The organism is Spirosoma flavus (assembly GCF_054778555.1).
Genome location: NZ_BAAGZL010000001.1, coordinates 510,570 through 528,791, shown reverse-complemented (window position 1 = coordinate 528,791; position 18,222 = coordinate 510,570). Strand labels below are relative to the sequence as shown.

Here is an 18,222-nt window from a genome sequence, read left to right as displayed (position 1 = left end):
AAGTGGGTTAGTGAAACGCTACGTACAAGGCGACCATCACAACAGCCAGCGAAATCCACGCAATCCAGACGGTTTGGGTGGGTTTGGCAATCGTACTACGTTCCGTTTCATCCACTACGTAAGTGGTCGGATTTTTATCGAGTAGCGAGATTAGAATGGCCTTGATAAGTAACACCGCGAAAATAGAAAATGACAGGAGCAGATAGTGCGGCCAGAAACTGTATTGATCGGCGGGGAAGACCCACAAATACAAAATGCCAACGCCAAGACTAAACGCTGAGCCGAAAGACAGAACCGTGTTCACAGCGCTACGTGTGGTACGTTTCCAGAAAACAGTTAGCAAAAAAACGACGGACAAAGGTGGAGCAATGAACCCTAAGACTGACTGAAATACATCGAATAGATTCAGCCCTTTAATGCTATCGATTGCCAGCGCCATACCAACCGCAAACACGCAGCCAGCCAAAACGGTCATTCGCCCGATGCGAATCAAATCCTGATTACTGGCTTTTGGATTGATTTTCTGCGCGTATACATCCATCGTAAATACGGTACTAAGCGAATTCAACGACGAACCAATTGTACCGACCAATACCGCAATCAGCACCACAATCACCAGCCCGTTCATACCCGGCGGAAACAGGTTCGTAACCATCGTCATATACGCTTCGTCGGGATTTTTGAGATTCGGAAACAGAATAAAACACAGAATTCCCGGAAGAATAAACAGCGGCAACGACAGGATTTTGAGCCATCCAATAAAGTTGACACCCAATTGTCCCTGCTCTAAATTCCTGGCTCCCAACACCGATTGCACCATCGCCTGATCGGTGCAGAAGAATGCAATGGCAGCCACCGGATAGCCCAGTAAAATGGCCGGCCACGGATATTTGGTATCGCTGGCTGAATGAATCAGACTCCAGTAGTCAGTTGGCGCTTTCTGGAAGACAGCTTCCAGTCCCCCAACTTTATTAATGCCAATAATCGTAAGTGTCAGTGACACGCCAATGAGCAAAAGCATCTGAAACACATTGACGCGAGCAATCGCTTTCAGTCCGCCCGTATACGCGAACAATCCGGCAAACAGCACCAGCACAATCACCGATTGCCACATTGGAATTCCCAAAATCTGACGTACCAGAAACCCGCCCGCAAACAGCCCCAGCGACAACCAGGAAATCAGAATTTTGATCAGCGCATACCAGGCCAGAATGGTTTGTGTTGATTCACCGTAGCGTTTCCCCATGAACTCAGGCATGGTCATTACGTTGGCAGCCAAGTATTTTGGCGCAAAAACAATGGCCAGCAAAAACAGAAATACGAACGCGTACCAGTCGAAATTAATAGCAACAATCCCGGTACTATAACCGATACTCGCAAACGCCAGCAACATCGACGGACCAACATTGGTACCCCACATATTAAACCCAATACTCGCCCACCCCAGCGATTTATTCGCCAGAAACAACGTATCGTCGGTCTGCCCTTTTTTCGGTCGGCTGGCCCGGTATCCGATTATAGCCAGAATGACCAGATAGGCCAGCACAATGTCATAATCTAAAGCAGTTAAGCGGTCGGTGATGTTGTTCATAGCCCATGCTCGCTCAATACGTCCTGCACTTTCACCGGCTGACCGGTTTGCAGCGATTTATCCATTGCCTGAAGCAGCGCTACGGTGCCGATACCTTCACGAATGTCGGGATAGGCCGTTTGACCGGTTTCGAGACACGTAGCGAAATAATCGAGGTAATTCTGGTACTCGCCTGCGTGATGGCTTTTGCCTTCGAACCGGAAATAATGCTTCAGTTTGTGCTCCCAGGTCTGCACAATTTCTTCGCCTGTGTTGGTCGTGATGGAGTAGCGCAAATCCATGTAATCGGCTTGACTACAGCCCTCTGTACCACGTAGAATACAGCTCATTTCAGAGTCGCGCACAACCGGCTGCACGGGCCCCGTGTAGGCGCCACTTACGCGGGCAATACGTCCGTCGGTAGCTTTGAAAATGAAATGCATCGTATCGGCGTTTTTCAGTCCTCCTTTTCGTCCATTTGAGCTTAACATGCCATAGCCCATCACTTCTTCGATATTTGGCAGATACCAGCGTATAAAATCGACCGGATGACTCAGCCCGCCATAAAGCCATTTGAATGCGTTTTCCAGCGACCAACCTTTTGCGAGAAACCAGCGATGATCGGCGTGGTAATATCCTTCGATCGTGATTAATTCACCAATTAGGCCTGCTTCAAAATCGCTACGCTGCTTTTTCATCGGCTCGAAAAAGCGGGAGCTTTGGCCTACAAATACCTTTTTACCCGTTTTCTCGCTGACCTCAATTAGCTCTTTCGCCTTCGACAGATCATCAATAAATGGCTTGGTGCACACCACGTGCTTGCCGTGAAGCATTGCCTGTCTGGTGTGCTCCGCGTGGAGGTGATCGGGGGTGTAGATCGCAATGACATCAATCGTCGGATCGTCGAGCAATTCCTGATAATTGGTCGTATAGCTGTGAAAATCAAACTCTTTTTCGCGCTGCTGGCACAGTTCCAGTTTTTGATCACAAACTTTGACCAGTTCATAATTCGGGCTCGACAATGCCGCTGACATCGTACTACGTCCTTCGCCCAATCCTAAAATGCCTAATCGTAACATCGATTTGTTTTTATTGTCTCTCCCTCTTCAGTTCCACCCAAACCTCACCCGGCTTCGTACCCGGAATTCCTTCCTGATACTTTTTCATAAGCGCGTTCCACTCATCGACACGCGGATTATTTTCAGTGGTTTTCGAGTTGAGCTTGTCTAAACTTTCGCCTTTGGGAACGCTGATAACCAGCATCAGTTGCCGACCATTTCGATACAAAAGCAATTGCTGAAACTGAGCGTTGCAAAACCCTTTCGATACCTCTGGCCATTTCTCGAACTGCGTAGCGTGATGCGTTAAATATTGATTCTGGAGCGACGTATCAGCTACTAGATTAGCCGTCAAAATCGTGTGCTCCCACTCACCCGAAACAGGACCAGTTTCGCATCGGCTGCGGTTGAATTCGTAAAACAGGTCGTAATACGTTTTCACTTTCGCATTTGGAAACGCCGATTTTAAGCGTTCGCCCAGTACATAAACGTCCTGAACTTTGTCGAAAATGACGTAGTGATTTTGCCACTGATACAGTGAGTTTGGGCTAACCTTATTTCTAGCCAGAACCGCGTTTAGTTTCTGTTCATCGAGCGGTTGGTCATCGCTAGTCGTCAGTTCAACAATAACCGGATTTTCCTTATTGATACGCCACAATGGGTCGGCGGGAGATTTCTCCTGAAGCAAATATTGATACGTTGGCTGAAGCCCCGCCTTGGCTCGAATGCTATCTGCTACGTTCGGACCGTTACGTTCCCAGACGTTGTTCGGGCCGTTGGCGTTTTGCAGGTATTTTTCCGACGGCGTCCAGTTGTCCTTGATCGTAAAATACGACGAACCTTCATCGGTATAGAGATAAAACCAGTGTGCCGGAAGATGTGCATACGGAGCTTTGTAGACACTGTCAATGTAATTTTCGGCAATTAGTGAGCCCGGCTGCGCCGACAACGTATAGATGGCAGCTGCATCATACATGTGTTTGGCGTAGCGATGAATTCTGTTTGCTACCACTCGATTGTTGCGCATGGCGTTGATGGTACGTGTCCAGCCCCAGCCCATGCTGATTCCGCTGTAGCCAACTTCGCTGATGTCGTTGTGCTCGATAGTAATGCCCCGAACGTAACCAGCGCCAATCCCTACCGCACCCCAATCTTCGTTTGTTACGTTGGTAATTAAATTGTTACTGATGGTCAGATTACTACAAACTTCTCGTTCGTCTGTCGGGTTGTAAGGCCGGTGAATTTCTATCGCTTCGTCGGCGAAAACGCCCGCCATAATGCCTGTACCACCAATGTCTTTGAACAGATTGCCACGTATCAGATTATTCTGGACGCCTTTGTTATAGTCTAATCCTGTGGCGGCCAGATGCTCGAACCGGCAGTTTTCGAACGTAGTATGTTGTGCGAAATTCACGTCCACAGCCGATGCCGGGCGTCCTACCCATGCCTGGTTTTCCAACGATTTTTTATCGGGCGTACCGGGGATTTTCAGCTTGTAGGCATCGAGCATATACAGCCCCGCCTGATGCGGTACATGCCCCTGCTGCGACGGACGTAGCCAGCCCGTATGCTGAAACGTAATGCCTTTAAACGCTACGTTGGTTACGGGTTGGTCAATCGTTCCGGCGATACGTACCAGCGTTTCGAGCGAAGGCGCAATAACTTGAGCGGTTGTGAGATCTTCGTTTGACCGCGGGATGTAGTAAATTTTTTCGGCTCTGGTATCCAGAAACCACTCGCCGGGTTGGTTTAGAAATTGAATGGCGTTGGTCAGATAAAAGGCCGAATTACCCGTTTCTTTGGAAATCCAGGGCGCGGGCCACGGATGCTCCGACTGAATCCGGCTTTCGGGCTGATGAAACCAGAGCTTTGCACTATCGCCCTGTACGTCAATCCGTTTGATACGTAGATTGGCAATCGCCCACCATTGATGAATGAGCATTTCCAGCCCGTCTGCTTTCGACAAATCGCCAAATTTAGGGACCGGAATCCAGCAGGTTTGCTCCTGTTTATTCCATGACAAAATCCGGTTCATGATTGGATAAGGCGTGTCTTTGGCACGTATCGCTTTTTCGCCGTTCACCCACAATTGCCGAAACTCCTGCAATCGTCCACCGATTTTTGGCGCGTCGGCCACCCACACTTTTCCAGCCACTTCTCTTGGCAAACCGGCTACGTTGCCTTTCAGCTTTTGCCAGTGCGTAACAGGCACTCCTCCACTCAAAACAGGTTGCTCATTCGGCGCTGCTTCAATGATTGTTGGGCTGGCAAACGTACCAGAATCTTCCGGGCGAATAAAAACCGGTTCGCTTAGTGCGTACAAGCCATTACGTAGGTAAATATGCGCTCCCTGCGCTACGCTCGGGTCGTTCAGCCGACGTAGTTCACGTACCTTACGTAACGCCAGTTGCAGGCTTGCCAATGGTTTTTCTTTCGTTCCCACACTCGCATCCAAGCCATCCGGAGCCACCCAGATTTCGGCCTGTGCGAAGAGGAGCGAAGGAAGTAGATATAGTATAGTAAAAACACCTTTCATAAGGTTCTATCTACCCGAAAAATCGAAATACAAGGTCATTTCGATAGCGCGGGCGGGTTCTTTTTCGTAATCGTAAAAGGCGTATTTCTGGCCCATCGGGCCGGTAGTTTCGTTACGTTGAGTTTTGGTACCGATGCTACTAATTCCCTGCATGAACGAGATATCACCCGCCGGAAAAATAGGTTCGTAGTTGTGCCATTGATCGGTTTTCCAGGCGGGCGTGAAAAGCCTGAAAAAGACGTCTTCATTCTCCGTCAATACCGTAAATGGATTGCCAGCCGCTTCAAATCTGCACCAGTACATATTGGCGTGATACCCTTTGAATTCGGGGTAAACTAGCGGCTGTTCGCCGGTTTCGGTGTTGTTGTAGTCTTTGTGCCATACACCAAACGTACCACCTTTCAGCCGGTTTTTCCAGACGCGGTACGGACCTTTTCCCATCCACGTAACGGCTTTCATATCCGCTTCGGGAAACGAGAAATTGACGCCGTTCATAAAGGTGAAGTAGTTATTTGGGAAATAGCGCACCCGCATTTTCACCCACCCCGACGGATAGATTGTCCACTGCAACGTATTGTAGCCCGTTTTTCGGTCGAAGGTCGATTCGATGATGAGATTTTTGCCATCGCTACGTTGTGTGAAGTTTTTGAAGTTATTAACGGCTTCCTGCAAGATTGGTCCGTTGGTCAGCAAAACGTTTCCTTTGTTATTCGAAACCTGACGTAGCGTACCGTTACGTTTACTAATCGATAACTGAATACCGTTGGCCGTTACGTTAAATAGCGAATCGGTTTCACTAAGTGCTACGTTGCCTGCGCCTTCCATTTTCACCAATGACGACACTACGTTGTCTGGTAATGAAATGGCGAAACTCCAGGTAAATAACTCTCGCTTGAACGGGTCTTTCGCGGTGATGTATAGAAAATCGTAATTCTTCCAATCAGGAGGAAGTACGGCTTTTAGTACGCCTTTCTCCAGCGGTTTTACGTTCGGCGACGTAACGGAAAACGTCTTTTCAATGGGTTTCACTACGTCGTAGGGACCGCTCACTTTCACCAATTTTCCGGTAAATGAACACTGCGACGAATTGGTGAAATGGTAGCGATTTTCAATTGGGAACGTACCGTCGAAACTAGGCGTAATTTCCCGGCGTTCGAGTTTAATGGGCGACCATACTTCTTTGATTGTGAAAAAGCTTCCCTCCTTCTCGCGATACGGGCCTACAATGCCATCTGCACCACGGCTACCGTCAGTATCGAGTGGACCTTTACCGTTGTTTCGGTCGGTACGTACTACGCCCTGATCGGCGAAATCCCACAGAAAACCGCCGGACGCTAATGGTTCATGCCACATGGCTTCCCAATAATCATCGAGGCCGGCGCCGTGACCGCCATCGTACACACCATGTAGAAACTCAGTGGGTAACGTAATGGAATGACCAAGATTGTAATTGCCAATGCCGTAGTTGTATTCGCGGTAGTGCTGCGTATCGAAGCCGTTGAAATCCTCCCAAGCATGCAGTATGTGCCGTTTCTGAATATCTTCTTTGGCAAAAAGTGCGTCAAGCTCGCGGTTATGGCCACCTTCGTTTCCATTGATCCACATGATGACCGACGGGTGATTGACATCGTGCGTGATGAGTTCGTACAGGAGTTTGGTGCCGGTTGGCGTATCGTAATGGCCGTGCCAGCCCGCTAGTTCATCGAACACAAACAAGCCTAGCGAATCACAAACGTCCAGGAAATGATCGTCGGGTGGGTAATGCGACATGCGAACGGCGTTCATGTTCATGTCTTTCATCAAATTGACGTCAAGAACGCTAATCTTTTTGCTCAACGTCCGGCCCGACGTTGGCCAGAACGAATGGCGGTTCACGCCTTTCAGTTTGATTTTCGTGCCGTTGACGTAAATACCGTCGCGTTGCTTCACTTCAACCGTCCGAAAACCAAACGTTTTCGTCAGCACATGAATTGGCTTACCTGCCTGTAGCAATCGGAATTCAACTTTATAGCGATTTGGTGTTTCGGACGTCCACAGCAATGGATTTTGAATCGTTTTTGTCAACGTAACGCTGCTTCCGGAACTGATTCTGGACGTGAATGGCGTACCTACTTTTTGGCCGGATAGGGTGAAAATCTGCGCCGATACGTCGGTGGATTTGCCTTTTGTGGCCAGTTGAAGTTGAGCCGTGAACGTACCGTTTGCTTTGGCATCAATTGCTACGTTCGCGATATGTTCGCTGGGAAGAATTTCCAGATAAACAGGTCGAAAAATACCGCCGAAAATCCAGAAATCGCCTTTGCGCTCGGCCTCATTTACAGACATATTGGCCGAGTGTTTCGATACGTTGACTTCGAGAAGGTTAGCGCTACCATAGTTTAGTGAATTCGTTACGTCGTATCGAAAAGCGTAGTAGGCGCCCTGATGAATCGGCCCGGCTGACTTGCCGTTGATTTTTACATCAGCATCGGTCATAACGCCCTCAAAAACAAGGTTTATATGCTTGCCTTTCCATGAAGCCGGCACTTGAAATTCATATTTGTACAGCCCCTGTTCCTTACCCCGTGCGCTGTCTTTAGCAAACCCGTAATTGTATTTACCAAAGCCCTGCAATTCCCAGTTCGAGGGGACAGGAATGGTCGTCCACTTACCCGAATTCTGTCCGGCTGTGCAGTAAAATTGCCAGTTCACGGCATGATCATTCCCCGCTCCCGACAGGTAATATTTTTCGGTCTGCTGGGCAGTGGCGAAACGGCAGAGAGAAAGAAGGAAAAGTATTAAAATTTGATAGTTCATTTAACGATTGCACTTCAACGTTTTTGTCATGCTGACCGGTCAGCATGACAAAAACACTTGTTTATTGCTTCAACAACCCTTTCAGAATCCGCTTCTTCACCTTGAAAATCGTTCCGTGTTTGTGGCCTTCGGGAACGGAGATTTCTGATTTTACATCGGTGAACGTTTTGAAATCGCGGGTGCGGACGGCATCGTAGCTTTTATCCTGATACGAATCGAAATAGATGAGCCAATCATCGCCGACTTTCGCTACGGATGGGCCTTCGGTGAATTTCTTGGTAAACGGTGCTGATACGTTATTGTACGGACCTGTAACATTCGTCCCGAACGCTACTTTGATGTTACGTTCGGGGCGAGTGTTGTCCTTCAACACTAATACGTAGTCAGCCGGTTTTCGCTTTACAATGACAGCGTCGATGACACTGAACTTTGGATCAAGAAAGAGTTTGGTGGGCGCGAACGTAGTGAAATCCTTCGTCGTGGTATAATACATCCGGTGGTTATTCTTTTCCTCTTCTACACCCCGCTCAAATCGATCTGGAATTGTCGACGCCCAGATGATAACAAACTGGTCGGTTTCGTCGTCGTAGAACAATTCTGGCGCCCACACATTTACCGTCGTCGGTTCGTGCTCCATCACCGGAATGAATCGCTCTCGCGACCAGTGGATCAGGTCTTCGGAACTGGCGTATCCGAATCCTTTATCGTCTTTCCAGCTACTCGTCCATACCAAATGGAACGTACCGTCTTTACCCTGGGCGATGGACGGATCGCGCATAACTTTCTGATTACCAATTTCAGGCTTTAGAAATGTGCGATTCAGGTCCGTCCATTTATAGCCGTCGTAACTATACAGAAAGCGTAGGCCTTCGTTGGCGGGTTCATGAAAAGAGGTGAACATGAATACGTCTTTCGAGCAGGAGCTGAGGCACAGAGCAATCAGAATGCAGGAGAACAATCTGAGCTTCGATAACGTAGTGACCGCGGCCAACGCATTGAGGTGAATCTTCATCTTATTTAAATGACTGAAACCCAATCTCCCCCTTTTTAGGCTCGCCGGGCAAGCTACTTTCCTACGTACCGATACGTAGGTTTAGCCACCACAAAGAATGTAGATTTTCGTTGCGATTCTGTGTATGATTTTTTCGGCGGTTTGTATGATTTTATCAATCATACCCTTTCGAATATGCCTCTAAATACCGTTGGTAGAAATGGCAATTTTTTACCTGCTAAGGCACGGTTAGAATGTGCTTCTTAGATAGGCGTTAGTCCCTATGAAAAAAGAATTTACTCGGATTTAGTAGCAAAACGATTTATTCGTTCATTGTAGCGGTCTAGCAGCTGATCGTCGATCGTAACCGATTGGTGAAGATCAAAAGCAAGAAAATCGGCCCGGTCTGCCCCTTCGATCATTCCCTCAAATTTAAGTTCCTGCTCAACCCACTCCGAGGTTTTACGAAGCGTAACAGCCTGATCAAGAACAGCATTTACAATCAGGGAAGTCCGCTCTGTATCCTGCGTGGTAAGTAATAAAATTCGAATATTCGTGAGGTAATCTTCATAAGAAAGTACCTGAGATGGCAGTTCAGCACGGACCCATTGCAGAGCTAATCCCTGAATCAGTTCTTTAAAAGGTGCGCTTTCCAGATCGTCAAATCGAATACGTCGGTTCATACAGCAAATAACCTGATCAGTTGTTACGTATGTGTAACGATTTGCTACGTAAAAACGATTTGTATTTAATAAATCGGCTCGTCGAAAACTGAATTCTGGTCATAAGAATTTTGTGGCAAACCAAACGTAGTAGGACTCATCTTAGCCTCATAATTACTGAGCGTGCGTAACCTTACAGCTTTTATCAGGTGAGCAGATGTCGCATAGTGTAATTCATTCTTTAGCTGTCAGCGACAGTTGATTAAGACAGCATTGGTCACCGTTCCATTTCTGTCTTTTACTGGCTGACCGATGGTTGTGTAATGAATATTGAGTTGAGGAAGAACATCGCCGGTTGCAAATCTGAAGTTCTGGATAGTAAAGTCTGACTCGGTCCCGGTTGGAAATTTTGGCTGAGCGTAGAGCGATATGTTTATCAGGATGCCTTCCCAGAGCGCTAAAAGTAGTTTCATGTTTGTCGTGAAATGGTTATTAATTGTACATAGTTACGAACAAGCGAATATACCCCAGGAGATTGCATTGAATCAACTGAATTGCTAGTTAAACCCGTTTACAATCAGCTTATAACCTCGGTGCGGTAGGCTTGATGGGTTTGTCCCACGTATTAGCTCCTTTAACATTTAGTTTTCGTCTGTACACTTTATCGCCACACGTAGCGTAAAGCACATCGAAGTTGCTTCCCCCAAAACAGACATTGGAGACTTTTCCGTTGGGGGTAGGCAGGATAACATTAACGCGGCCCGCCTGATCGCATACTTGAATCCCCATGCGTGAAGCCACATATAGCCGCCCGTCGCGATCCGTTTTGAGTCCTTCCGCCCCTGCATCCTCGGCCGCATCGGGCGAATGAAGCCAGTAATATTTTTGCTTATTAGCCAATGTCCCGTCGGGCTGAATTGAAAAACTGTATACCCAATGTGATTGCTTATCAGCTACATACAACAGCGTTTGATCTGGCGAAAGCGTTATACCACTAGCCGTCAGAAGTCCGGTATCGACCTTAACCCTTTTTCCACCGGGCCGAACCAGCCATACTTCACTCAACCCGCTGGTATTCATCGACGAGCTGGTGACGTAACCGTTTCCATTAGCGGCCATGACACTAAAATTCCCTTTAAGTCCATTATTGGTTGGAACGGTTTTACCACCCACCTGACTTAGTTTATTGTCTACGTCTACTTTCCAGCCTTTTCCAGCCGGGTCATCCGTAAAGAATATTTCCCCTTTGTCATTTGCGCTAAGTCCGTCTGCCGATCGATACCCTTCGCCAACCAGTTGCCAGCCTTCGCTGGGCACTAATATTTCGGTAAGCATCTGATTCTTTGAAGTTCCCGTTTTGATCGGTTCGGGCCAGCCTTTCCAGAGATACCGCATGGCATCGGGGAAAATCGCGGTACCATGTTTACCATTATGCGCCCCTTCGCCCCAGATGTGCTGCACTTCGTAGCCCGCAAAGGTTAGCGCCCGTTCCATCATTTGATTGGCCATAAACCAGTCGCCCGCGTAGATGTTGTGGTCGTTGGCGCCGTCCTGCAAAAAGACACGTAGCGGTTTTGGTTCAAATTTCCGGATTAGTGTCGGATAGCGATCGGCCCCGCGTAAACCCACATACGTACCAATCGTACTAAATACCCGACTAAACGCATCGGGACGTTCCCAAGCCGCCGTAAAGGCACAAACCGCCCCACTGCTCGACCCACCAATGGCTCGGTCATTCCCTTTTTGAGAAAGACGTATCGCCCGCCCATCCGACGTTTTTTTGGTTTCTACGTCGGGAAGCAGTTCTTCCAGCAGGAATCGGACGTAATTATCTCCTAGTCCATCATACTCATAACTCCGATTGAAACGATCCAGCGCATCATCGGGCTTAGCTGCTTTAACCCGTCCGTGCATGACGAAAACGCCAATGGTAACGGGCATTTCTTTCTTGTGAATCAGGTTGTCAAAAACGGCGGGGGCCTGCCACTGAACACCGTCTTGATTTACATAGACGCAGGCGGGTTGAGAAGGTTGATATTGAGCGGGTACATACAACCAGTACTCGCGCCATGTACCCGGAAAGATTTTGGATTTTTCAAACGTGAATTTAAGGACTTCGCCTTTAGGAACGCCTTCCTGTGGTTGAGCATCGGGGTGAACCGGATAATTTTCTGTTACCTGAGCCAGGAGTACTAACGGAGCAAGGAAGAAAAGGCAAAGCAGAGAAAGATTTTTCATGTATGTAAAACCTAGGCATTTAACGAAATTTGACTTTCGATTAAAACTACCAAAAGAGTTCACCTACAGGGATTTACTGAAGCCTATTTCTAACTTTTGCTAAGATTACAGAAGCTCGAATAAAAGCATAATTTCGCCCCCCAATTCAATCTGATCTCCGCTTTGAAGGGGGTAACTCATTCCGGCAATATCGGCCCGCTCCATTGAATCGTTCGGGTGCATAAGTTTCGTTTTATTTCCTCCCGAAGGTAGCCCACCCGGATCGACAAGAAGAACGTATCGTTTTTGAATCTGATCATAACGTATCGTCGCATGTGCGCGACTAACCGCTCCGTTGCCAGCGCCTTTCTGAGGATCGAAACCCGGATCATCGTCGTTTAAGAGAACAATGTCATTGGTACGGACACGACCAGATGCCGTTTGCGTGCTACGTCCGCGCCCGATACAGAACGTGGTGTTTTTAGCTGGATCAAGAACATACTTGAGCTGTTCCAGCTGACCTACTAGAGCCGTTACTCTGGCCAGGAGTGGTGCGTTATCTGGTTTCGATTTATCAACGACGAACAAGCCTAAATTTCCTTCCCGATACGTAGTTTCAGGCAATTCATTCCTATAAAAGGTATAGTCAAACTGCCAGTTTTTGGGTAACGTAATGTAATTGTCAGCCAATTGGCGAGATAGTTCAGCCTGAAATTTTCCCGGCTGATTTGTCCACAAGGCAACCCGATATAACTCTTCATCTTCAGGAGTTGCGCATAAAACAGACAAGCGAAGCCCAACTGGAGCTGTATCCGGTTCATTCTGGTAGGCCCGAAGTTTACCGACGACAAATCGCATGACCTGCTCGCGTAACTGAGCGGCTGGCGGAGGTCCAGTGGGATTTGAATTTGACGTAACGGGAAGCGATTCACTTGGCTCTTTGGGCGCTGTGGACTGCTGTTCCGCTGGGGTAAACCCAAACAGATTTTTTATTTTCTCTGATAGACTCATGGTAGTTGCTGCTACGTTAAAAGCTTCCTAAATAGTTACGTTGTTTCAAAATGGGTGCGACCACGGTATTCGTTAGATTGACCGCATCGGCGGAGGATTCGCCCAACTCGATACGTACTGTAACCACTGTGTGCGATCGACCGTCGGGTGTGGGGGCGAAAAATACGTACCAGCCATCATTACGCTGAACACCCTGCACGATCCGTTCGGGCGTACCGGTTTTACCCGCCACCCGCGCTACGTTAATTTTGCTACGTCCCTCCGATGGATTCGACTGTTCAATCATGAATTCCTCTAACTGCTCTGCATAATCTGGGCGACGAGCTACGGGCTTTCCGGCGCCAATAGCATCCGGTTTTCCCGCCCGATCCAGTACGTAGCGTGATGGCTGCAAGATGCCCTGATTCGCAATGGCACCCGCCATTCGGGCCATTGATGCGGGCGTTGCCGTCAATTGTCCTTGCCCCCAGGCCAGGCCCGAAAACTCACTCCGGTAGCGTCTTGGATATTGTGTACTTTGATACAATTTCCGACGTACCACAAACGAGGAGTCGCGCCAATGTTTCCTAATCTGACTACGTTCGTCGTCGGTGTGCGTATCCGAGAAGGAGTAGCCGCCAATCAGATCGACGTTCATGCCGGTGGCTAAATAGAGATCGGCCATTTCGTTATCCAGCGCATTATCGTTTGCGGTTCGGATAAAATAGACGTTGCTCGACCGAACAATGGCCTTCCGCATATCGACCTCCTCTCCGCAGGGTTCCGATTCCCGCGTACCCCGACGGATAATCTCCTGACACGAAATCGGGTAGCTAACTGCCGACGCCGACGAACCCAATTTATTAAAGGCAGCCATCGCCGTCAGAATTTTAGCGGTGGAACCGGGAGCGGTTGCGTACGTCATACCCAAATCGCGTTCAGTCACCAGATAGGGGAGTTTCAGCCGATCCCGATCGGCCAACAGCATGACTTCGGGCGTTTTGAGGTTGGGTAATGGGTGAACCGCCGAGGCCAGGACATCGCCAGAACGAGCGTCCAATACGACTACCGAAAGACGTTTGTTGTTGTATTCCGATTGGGCCAACGCTTTCTGTAACGCGACCTGTAATTCGGCATTGATACTCAGATGTATGTCGCGGTTTTTGGCTTTCCGTTCGGCCACTTCACGGCTGTCGATTCCGGCTCGTAAGGCTGGAGCCAGCTCGCTGTAATCGTAGGCGGTAAGGGTGCGCGTTTGCTGAACCGTCGGGCTGAATCGGTCGGCCTGGTAGTCGGTCGCAACAAGGGTCGTTTTGCGCGGACGACTGTTGAATCCCCGTAATTCGCTGAAATGGGTTGCCTCGGCATAATACCCATTGCTTTGCCCCCAAAACAGTTGCGTATTCAAATCGCCAGTCCAAAAAAACAGATGTTCGCCGAACGGGTAATACCGTTGCAGTCGTTTTTGCGTAAGTGTTTGAAGCTGTTCTGATTTCAGGCCACTTTCCCGCAATCGCGTCGATTGCTGCGTAACCTGTCCGGGCGAGCTGGTTGCCAGTACCAAACCATTCCGATCATAAACTGTTCCTGCTGCCAGTACACGGGTTAGCCGCTCAATTCGGGGGTTGTAGCTATATACAGGATCGCCATTGCGAGTCACTACGCGAGCCGGACGTACAATGTACTCGCTACCCCGCCAGCCGATAATGGGCAACAAGCGACCAATCAGTACCAGAACACCAATTAGAAACCCGGCAATACCCGTCATCAGTACTACGTCGTAATGCTTCTCCAGGTATTGACGTTGCTCCAACTGCCCCGGACGATGCGCTACGCTAAACACGACACCCATTGCCATCAAATTGATAATCAGCGAAATCTTGCCGTAACTCAGGAACGGTACACTAATTCCCGTCAGAGGTAGCAACCCAATCGAGCCACTTGCGATAATCAAAAACTGAACCCCTGTGGCAATCGCTATACCAGCCACCAGAAAGAAACTAAACGGCTGACCAGCTCGTCGGGAATGCAGTAAAATCCGGTGCAATAATATTCCCATTAGCAGAAACACCGCGACTACGCCCAAACCACCCAGTTCTTCGCCCACGCTTGGCAGAATCATATCGGTATGGGCGGCTGGCATGGCACTCGCAAATCCTTTTCCTAATCCCTGCCCCGTCCAGCCACCGGCTGATAAGGCCCAGAAACTATGCGCTAAATGGTCACCTCCATACACGTCGTTATTCCAGGGATTGAGCCACATGGCCTTCCGGTCGGCAAGGCGACTTCCCACAAACGGCAGTTGATCGCCAAATGCGAACATCGCCATCACTAAAAGAAGTAAAACGGGCGCTTCGGTGAGCAAAGCGGCCCAGCCTAATTTTGTCCGCGAACGCGCTTCCCCCCGCCAGTACATATACCCGATTAGCACAACGAAGCTGAGCAACGTAGCAATCCAACCGGGTAGCAGCCAGAGCGTTACACCATAGCCAAAACCCGTTGCCAGTGTCAGCGGCAGATTTCCGCGGGCAATGCTATAAAATAACAGGAACGTAAAGCAGACGACCAAGGCCGGACCCATATCGCCTAACAGGAGGTATAGCAACATGAGCAGCCCCGCTCCGGCCAATGCACCCAAACTTACCTGAAACCGCCAGCGCAAATCGGGCAGTTGCCGAATCTGTTGCTCATGGGCAGCAAAGAAACCCGCAAAGAAGATCAGCAGCAGGTATTTCGTAATCTCGCTGGGTTGAAACGTCAGTCCCAGTATGGACAAGTTTACTCGTACACCACTTCCCTCCGGCCCTGAACCAACCAGCAACGTCAACGTTGCCAGACCAACAGCAAGCACCAGCCAAGTCCAGCCCGACAGACGTACTGAATCCCGATTTCGGAACGTAACAAGCCAGTCGTAGCGCCAATCCGCGTAAAACCGACCAATATTGAGTTGCGATAAAATCGTCATACAAATCATACCAATCGCAACACCCTGCAACGTTTGCCAGGCGTAAAGGATGTCCTGCAAAGGGTCCTGAATGGCTAAAAGTGTCAGTACGGATATGCCTGTTAATAGCATCAGAATGGGCAATAACAGCGGATCGGGTTGAAAGCGCCGGATATCCCAAAAGCCTTGCACAAGCCAGAAGGCCAGTATGAAAAGCACAACAATGGCCCAGAATTGCGCCGTAAAGGCAGTTGGCGTGCGGACGGTAAACGCATGATCGATCTTGAGTTGCCCATAAACTGTTGAACCAATCAAGCGCAGTTGATGCCGACGAGCGGTGAAGCTATACGACTGATCGCTGGTCAGATGACTCGTCCCCCGGCGACTACCAAACTCAAATCCAGGCTTAAGCGGAACAACGCTGTAGCCAGAGCCATCTGTCAACCCCGTAAAGGAAAACTTCCCATCGGCGTCTGTTCGAGCATAAGTAAACCGATCAGGTAACGTATCGGGTTGGGCCGTGGCCGGATGACGCTTTAACTGCACTAATACGCTCGCCATTGGAACGTCGTCGCGTATCACTCGTCCGGCGATTTCCTTTGTTCCAGTTCCGGCACTAACAGTCGCGGGATACGATTTAGGGTTGTTCAGTTCGCGAACGTACAGCACCGAATCAAAGCCCATTTGCTGACGAGATATCCGCAACCGACTCTGAAAATCCGTACCGCCAATCCGACTACGCCAGGCCACCGGGACCACTACTGAAAACAACCGTTTGTTCAGAGCACCCAGATTATCCGGCGAACCGTTTTGCCGAAGTTTAGCAGCCAGCGTATCACCAATCAAAACTCGGTCTTTCGAGTCGCTATAATAATTGCCCGTGTTGAGAATCCGCTGGATCGAGGCCGATTTCAGCCCCGATTCTAGTGTCAACGCCTGTCCGCTGACCAAGGCATCTTTAGCCTGATTCAGTGCCGGAGACAGGTTCATATACAGCCGCCCAAATAGCAGTAGTAGCACAATCGATGCTCCCAGCAAATACGGCCGCCCGGACGGGCTAGAGGATACATTCATGTTTTGGTGGTCAACCCCTAAATCCCCTGAAGGGGGACTTTTTCTAAGCATGAGCAAAGTCCCCTTCAGGGGATTTAGGGGTAAAAAGCTTTTACTATTTAATTTGTCCGCGTTGAATCGACAACCGTTTGCGATGAATCGGGTGCTGCGGCTGGCGTTTCAGGTACAGTCTCTGAATTACTTTCGGTCGTAGTTGAATCCGTTGGGCTCTCGATTAAATAGCCTGATGAGGCATCCGTTGTATCCTCCGTCATCGTGTCGGTTTCGGTAGAATCGGGCACTACTCGTGTCGTATCGGCGACAATGCGAGGCTTGTTATTGGCTTCATCCTGGCGAATTTTATACAAAACAGCCAAGCCGATCAGCAGCGTAACGACAAAAAAAGCCAATCCAACCGCCCATCCATTTGACCGGCGCTCAGGTTCATCATCGTAGATTGGTGTGGCCGGCGCTCCGTATGGAGGCACTTGTACCGGAGCCGACATCGTGCGTGACGTAGCCGGTATCCGACGATCCGCAGGCCGGTTATCCTGCAACTGCTCAACATTGGCTTGCCGCAGCAGAAATATGAATTCATCGACATCGCTAAGTCGGTTGGATGGATTTTTGACTAATATCTCATCCAGTATTGCATCCAGACTGGGGGGGATATTCTGCCCCGAAGGCATCAGTAAAGTCGGGGGCGGTGTACGCAAAACATGCCCCATGAACGTAGCGATGCCTGCACCATCGCTCATCGAAAACGGCACCTTTCCCGACAGACATTCATATAAAACCACACCCAGCGAATAGTAATCCGTAGCCTTAGTAACGCCCCGTGGATTATCGAACTGCTCCGGCGACGCGTATTCGTAGGTCATCAGCGATTGGCCCGTCATCGTTTGCGATTGTTCGTGCAAGCGGGCAACGCCAAAATCGGTCAGTAGAAAATGAATTTCGCCACTGGGCAAGGGCCGAAAAAGAATGTTTTCGGGTTTGATGTCGCGGTGGATAATACCGCGCGCATGAATCACCTTAAACGCTTCGGCCATTTGTAGCCCCAGCCGAATGGTATTAGATACGTCCAGATACCCCTGTTCGCCGAGCAGTGTACGCAGGTTTCCGCCCTCCACCCATTCCATCACAATAAATGGCATCGGCATGTCCAACTGCACTTCGCGCACACGCACTACGTTCGGATGCTGGATGTCGGTCATCAACTGCGATTCGAGCCGAAACCGACGTAACGTATCGGCATCCGTGTTGACAGTGAAGTGTTTAATCGCCACTAAATCGCCCGTTGCCAGATGACGCGCTTTCAGCACACGGGCGTTGCTACGTCCTAATTCGCCGATAATCTCGTAGCCCGGAAAATGCGTATTGACACCTACGGTTGGCATTAGTC

At 49.3% G+C, this 18,222-nt stretch carries 11 protein-coding genes; all 11 read right to left on the bottom strand.

Features of this window, described 5'->3' with window-relative positions; translation table 11 throughout:
- Window positions 1–7 precede the first annotated feature (7 nt).
- Window positions 8–1,591: a sodium:solute symporter family transporter gene (locus tag ACYVF1_RS02050; RefSeq protein WP_461075106.1), complete on the bottom strand. Its 1,584-nt coding sequence runs from the start codon at window positions 1,589–1,591 to the stop codon at window positions 8–10.
- Entirely contained in the window at window positions 1,588–2,649 is a 1,062-nt protein-coding gene (locus tag ACYVF1_RS02045; protein ID WP_461075104.1) for a Gfo/Idh/MocA family protein, read from the bottom strand. Before ACYVF1_RS02045 ends, ACYVF1_RS02050 begins: the two co-directional genes overlap by 4 nt.
- 10 nt (window positions 2,650–2,659) lie before the next feature.
- Window positions 2,660–5,164 (bottom strand): L-rhamnose mutarotase, encoded by a 2,505-nt coding sequence (locus tag ACYVF1_RS02040; RefSeq protein WP_461075102.1) that lies wholly within the window; start codon window positions 5,162–5,164, stop codon window positions 2,660–2,662.
- A gap of 6 nt (window positions 5,165–5,170) precedes the next feature.
- Complete coding sequence (locus ACYVF1_RS02035; RefSeq protein ID WP_461075100.1) at window positions 5,171–7,960, bottom strand: glycoside hydrolase family 2 protein; 2,790 nt, start codon at window positions 7,958–7,960, stop codon at window positions 5,171–5,173.
- A 61-nt stretch (window positions 7,961–8,021) separates the two neighbouring features.
- Window positions 8,022–8,972 (bottom strand): glycoside hydrolase family 43 protein, encoded by a 951-nt coding sequence (locus ACYVF1_RS02030; RefSeq protein ID WP_461075098.1) that lies wholly within the window; start codon window positions 8,970–8,972, stop codon window positions 8,022–8,024.
- A 275-nt stretch (window positions 8,973–9,247) separates the two neighbouring features.
- Window positions 9,248–9,634 carry a hypothetical protein gene (locus tag ACYVF1_RS02025; protein WP_461075096.1) on the bottom strand — a complete coding sequence of 129 codons (387 nt, stop codon included), beginning with the start codon at window positions 9,632–9,634 and terminating at the stop codon, window positions 9,248–9,250.
- A 227-nt stretch (window positions 9,635–9,861) separates the two neighbouring features.
- The gene (locus tag ACYVF1_RS02020) at window positions 9,862–10,086 is read right to left on the bottom strand and encodes a hypothetical protein (RefSeq protein ID WP_461075094.1); all 225 of its coding nucleotides are present in this window, start codon (window positions 10,084–10,086) and stop codon (window positions 9,862–9,864) included.
- Between the two features lie 109 nt (window positions 10,087–10,195).
- A complete protein-coding gene (locus ACYVF1_RS02015; RefSeq protein WP_461075092.1) occupies window positions 10,196–11,851 on the bottom strand; it encodes an SMP-30/gluconolactonase/LRE family protein in 1,656 nt (551 codons plus the stop codon).
- 105 nt (window positions 11,852–11,956) lie between these two features.
- On the bottom strand, window positions 11,957–12,841 hold the full coding sequence (locus ACYVF1_RS02010) for an FHA domain-containing protein (protein WP_461075090.1): 885 nt from the start codon (window positions 12,839–12,841) through the stop codon (window positions 11,957–11,959).
- Window positions 12,842–12,857: 16 nt separating this feature from the next.
- Window positions 12,858–16,838, bottom strand: a complete 3,981-nt coding sequence (locus ACYVF1_RS02005; RefSeq protein WP_461075088.1) for an FtsW/RodA/SpoVE family cell cycle protein — start codon at window positions 16,836–16,838, stop codon at window positions 12,858–12,860.
- Window positions 16,839–16,936: 98 nt separating this feature from the next.
- On the bottom strand, window positions 16,937–18,217 hold the full coding sequence (locus ACYVF1_RS02000) for a serine/threonine-protein kinase (RefSeq protein WP_461075086.1): 1,281 nt from the start codon (window positions 18,215–18,217) through the stop codon (window positions 16,937–16,939).
- Between the last annotated feature and the right edge of the window lie 5 nt (window positions 18,218–18,222).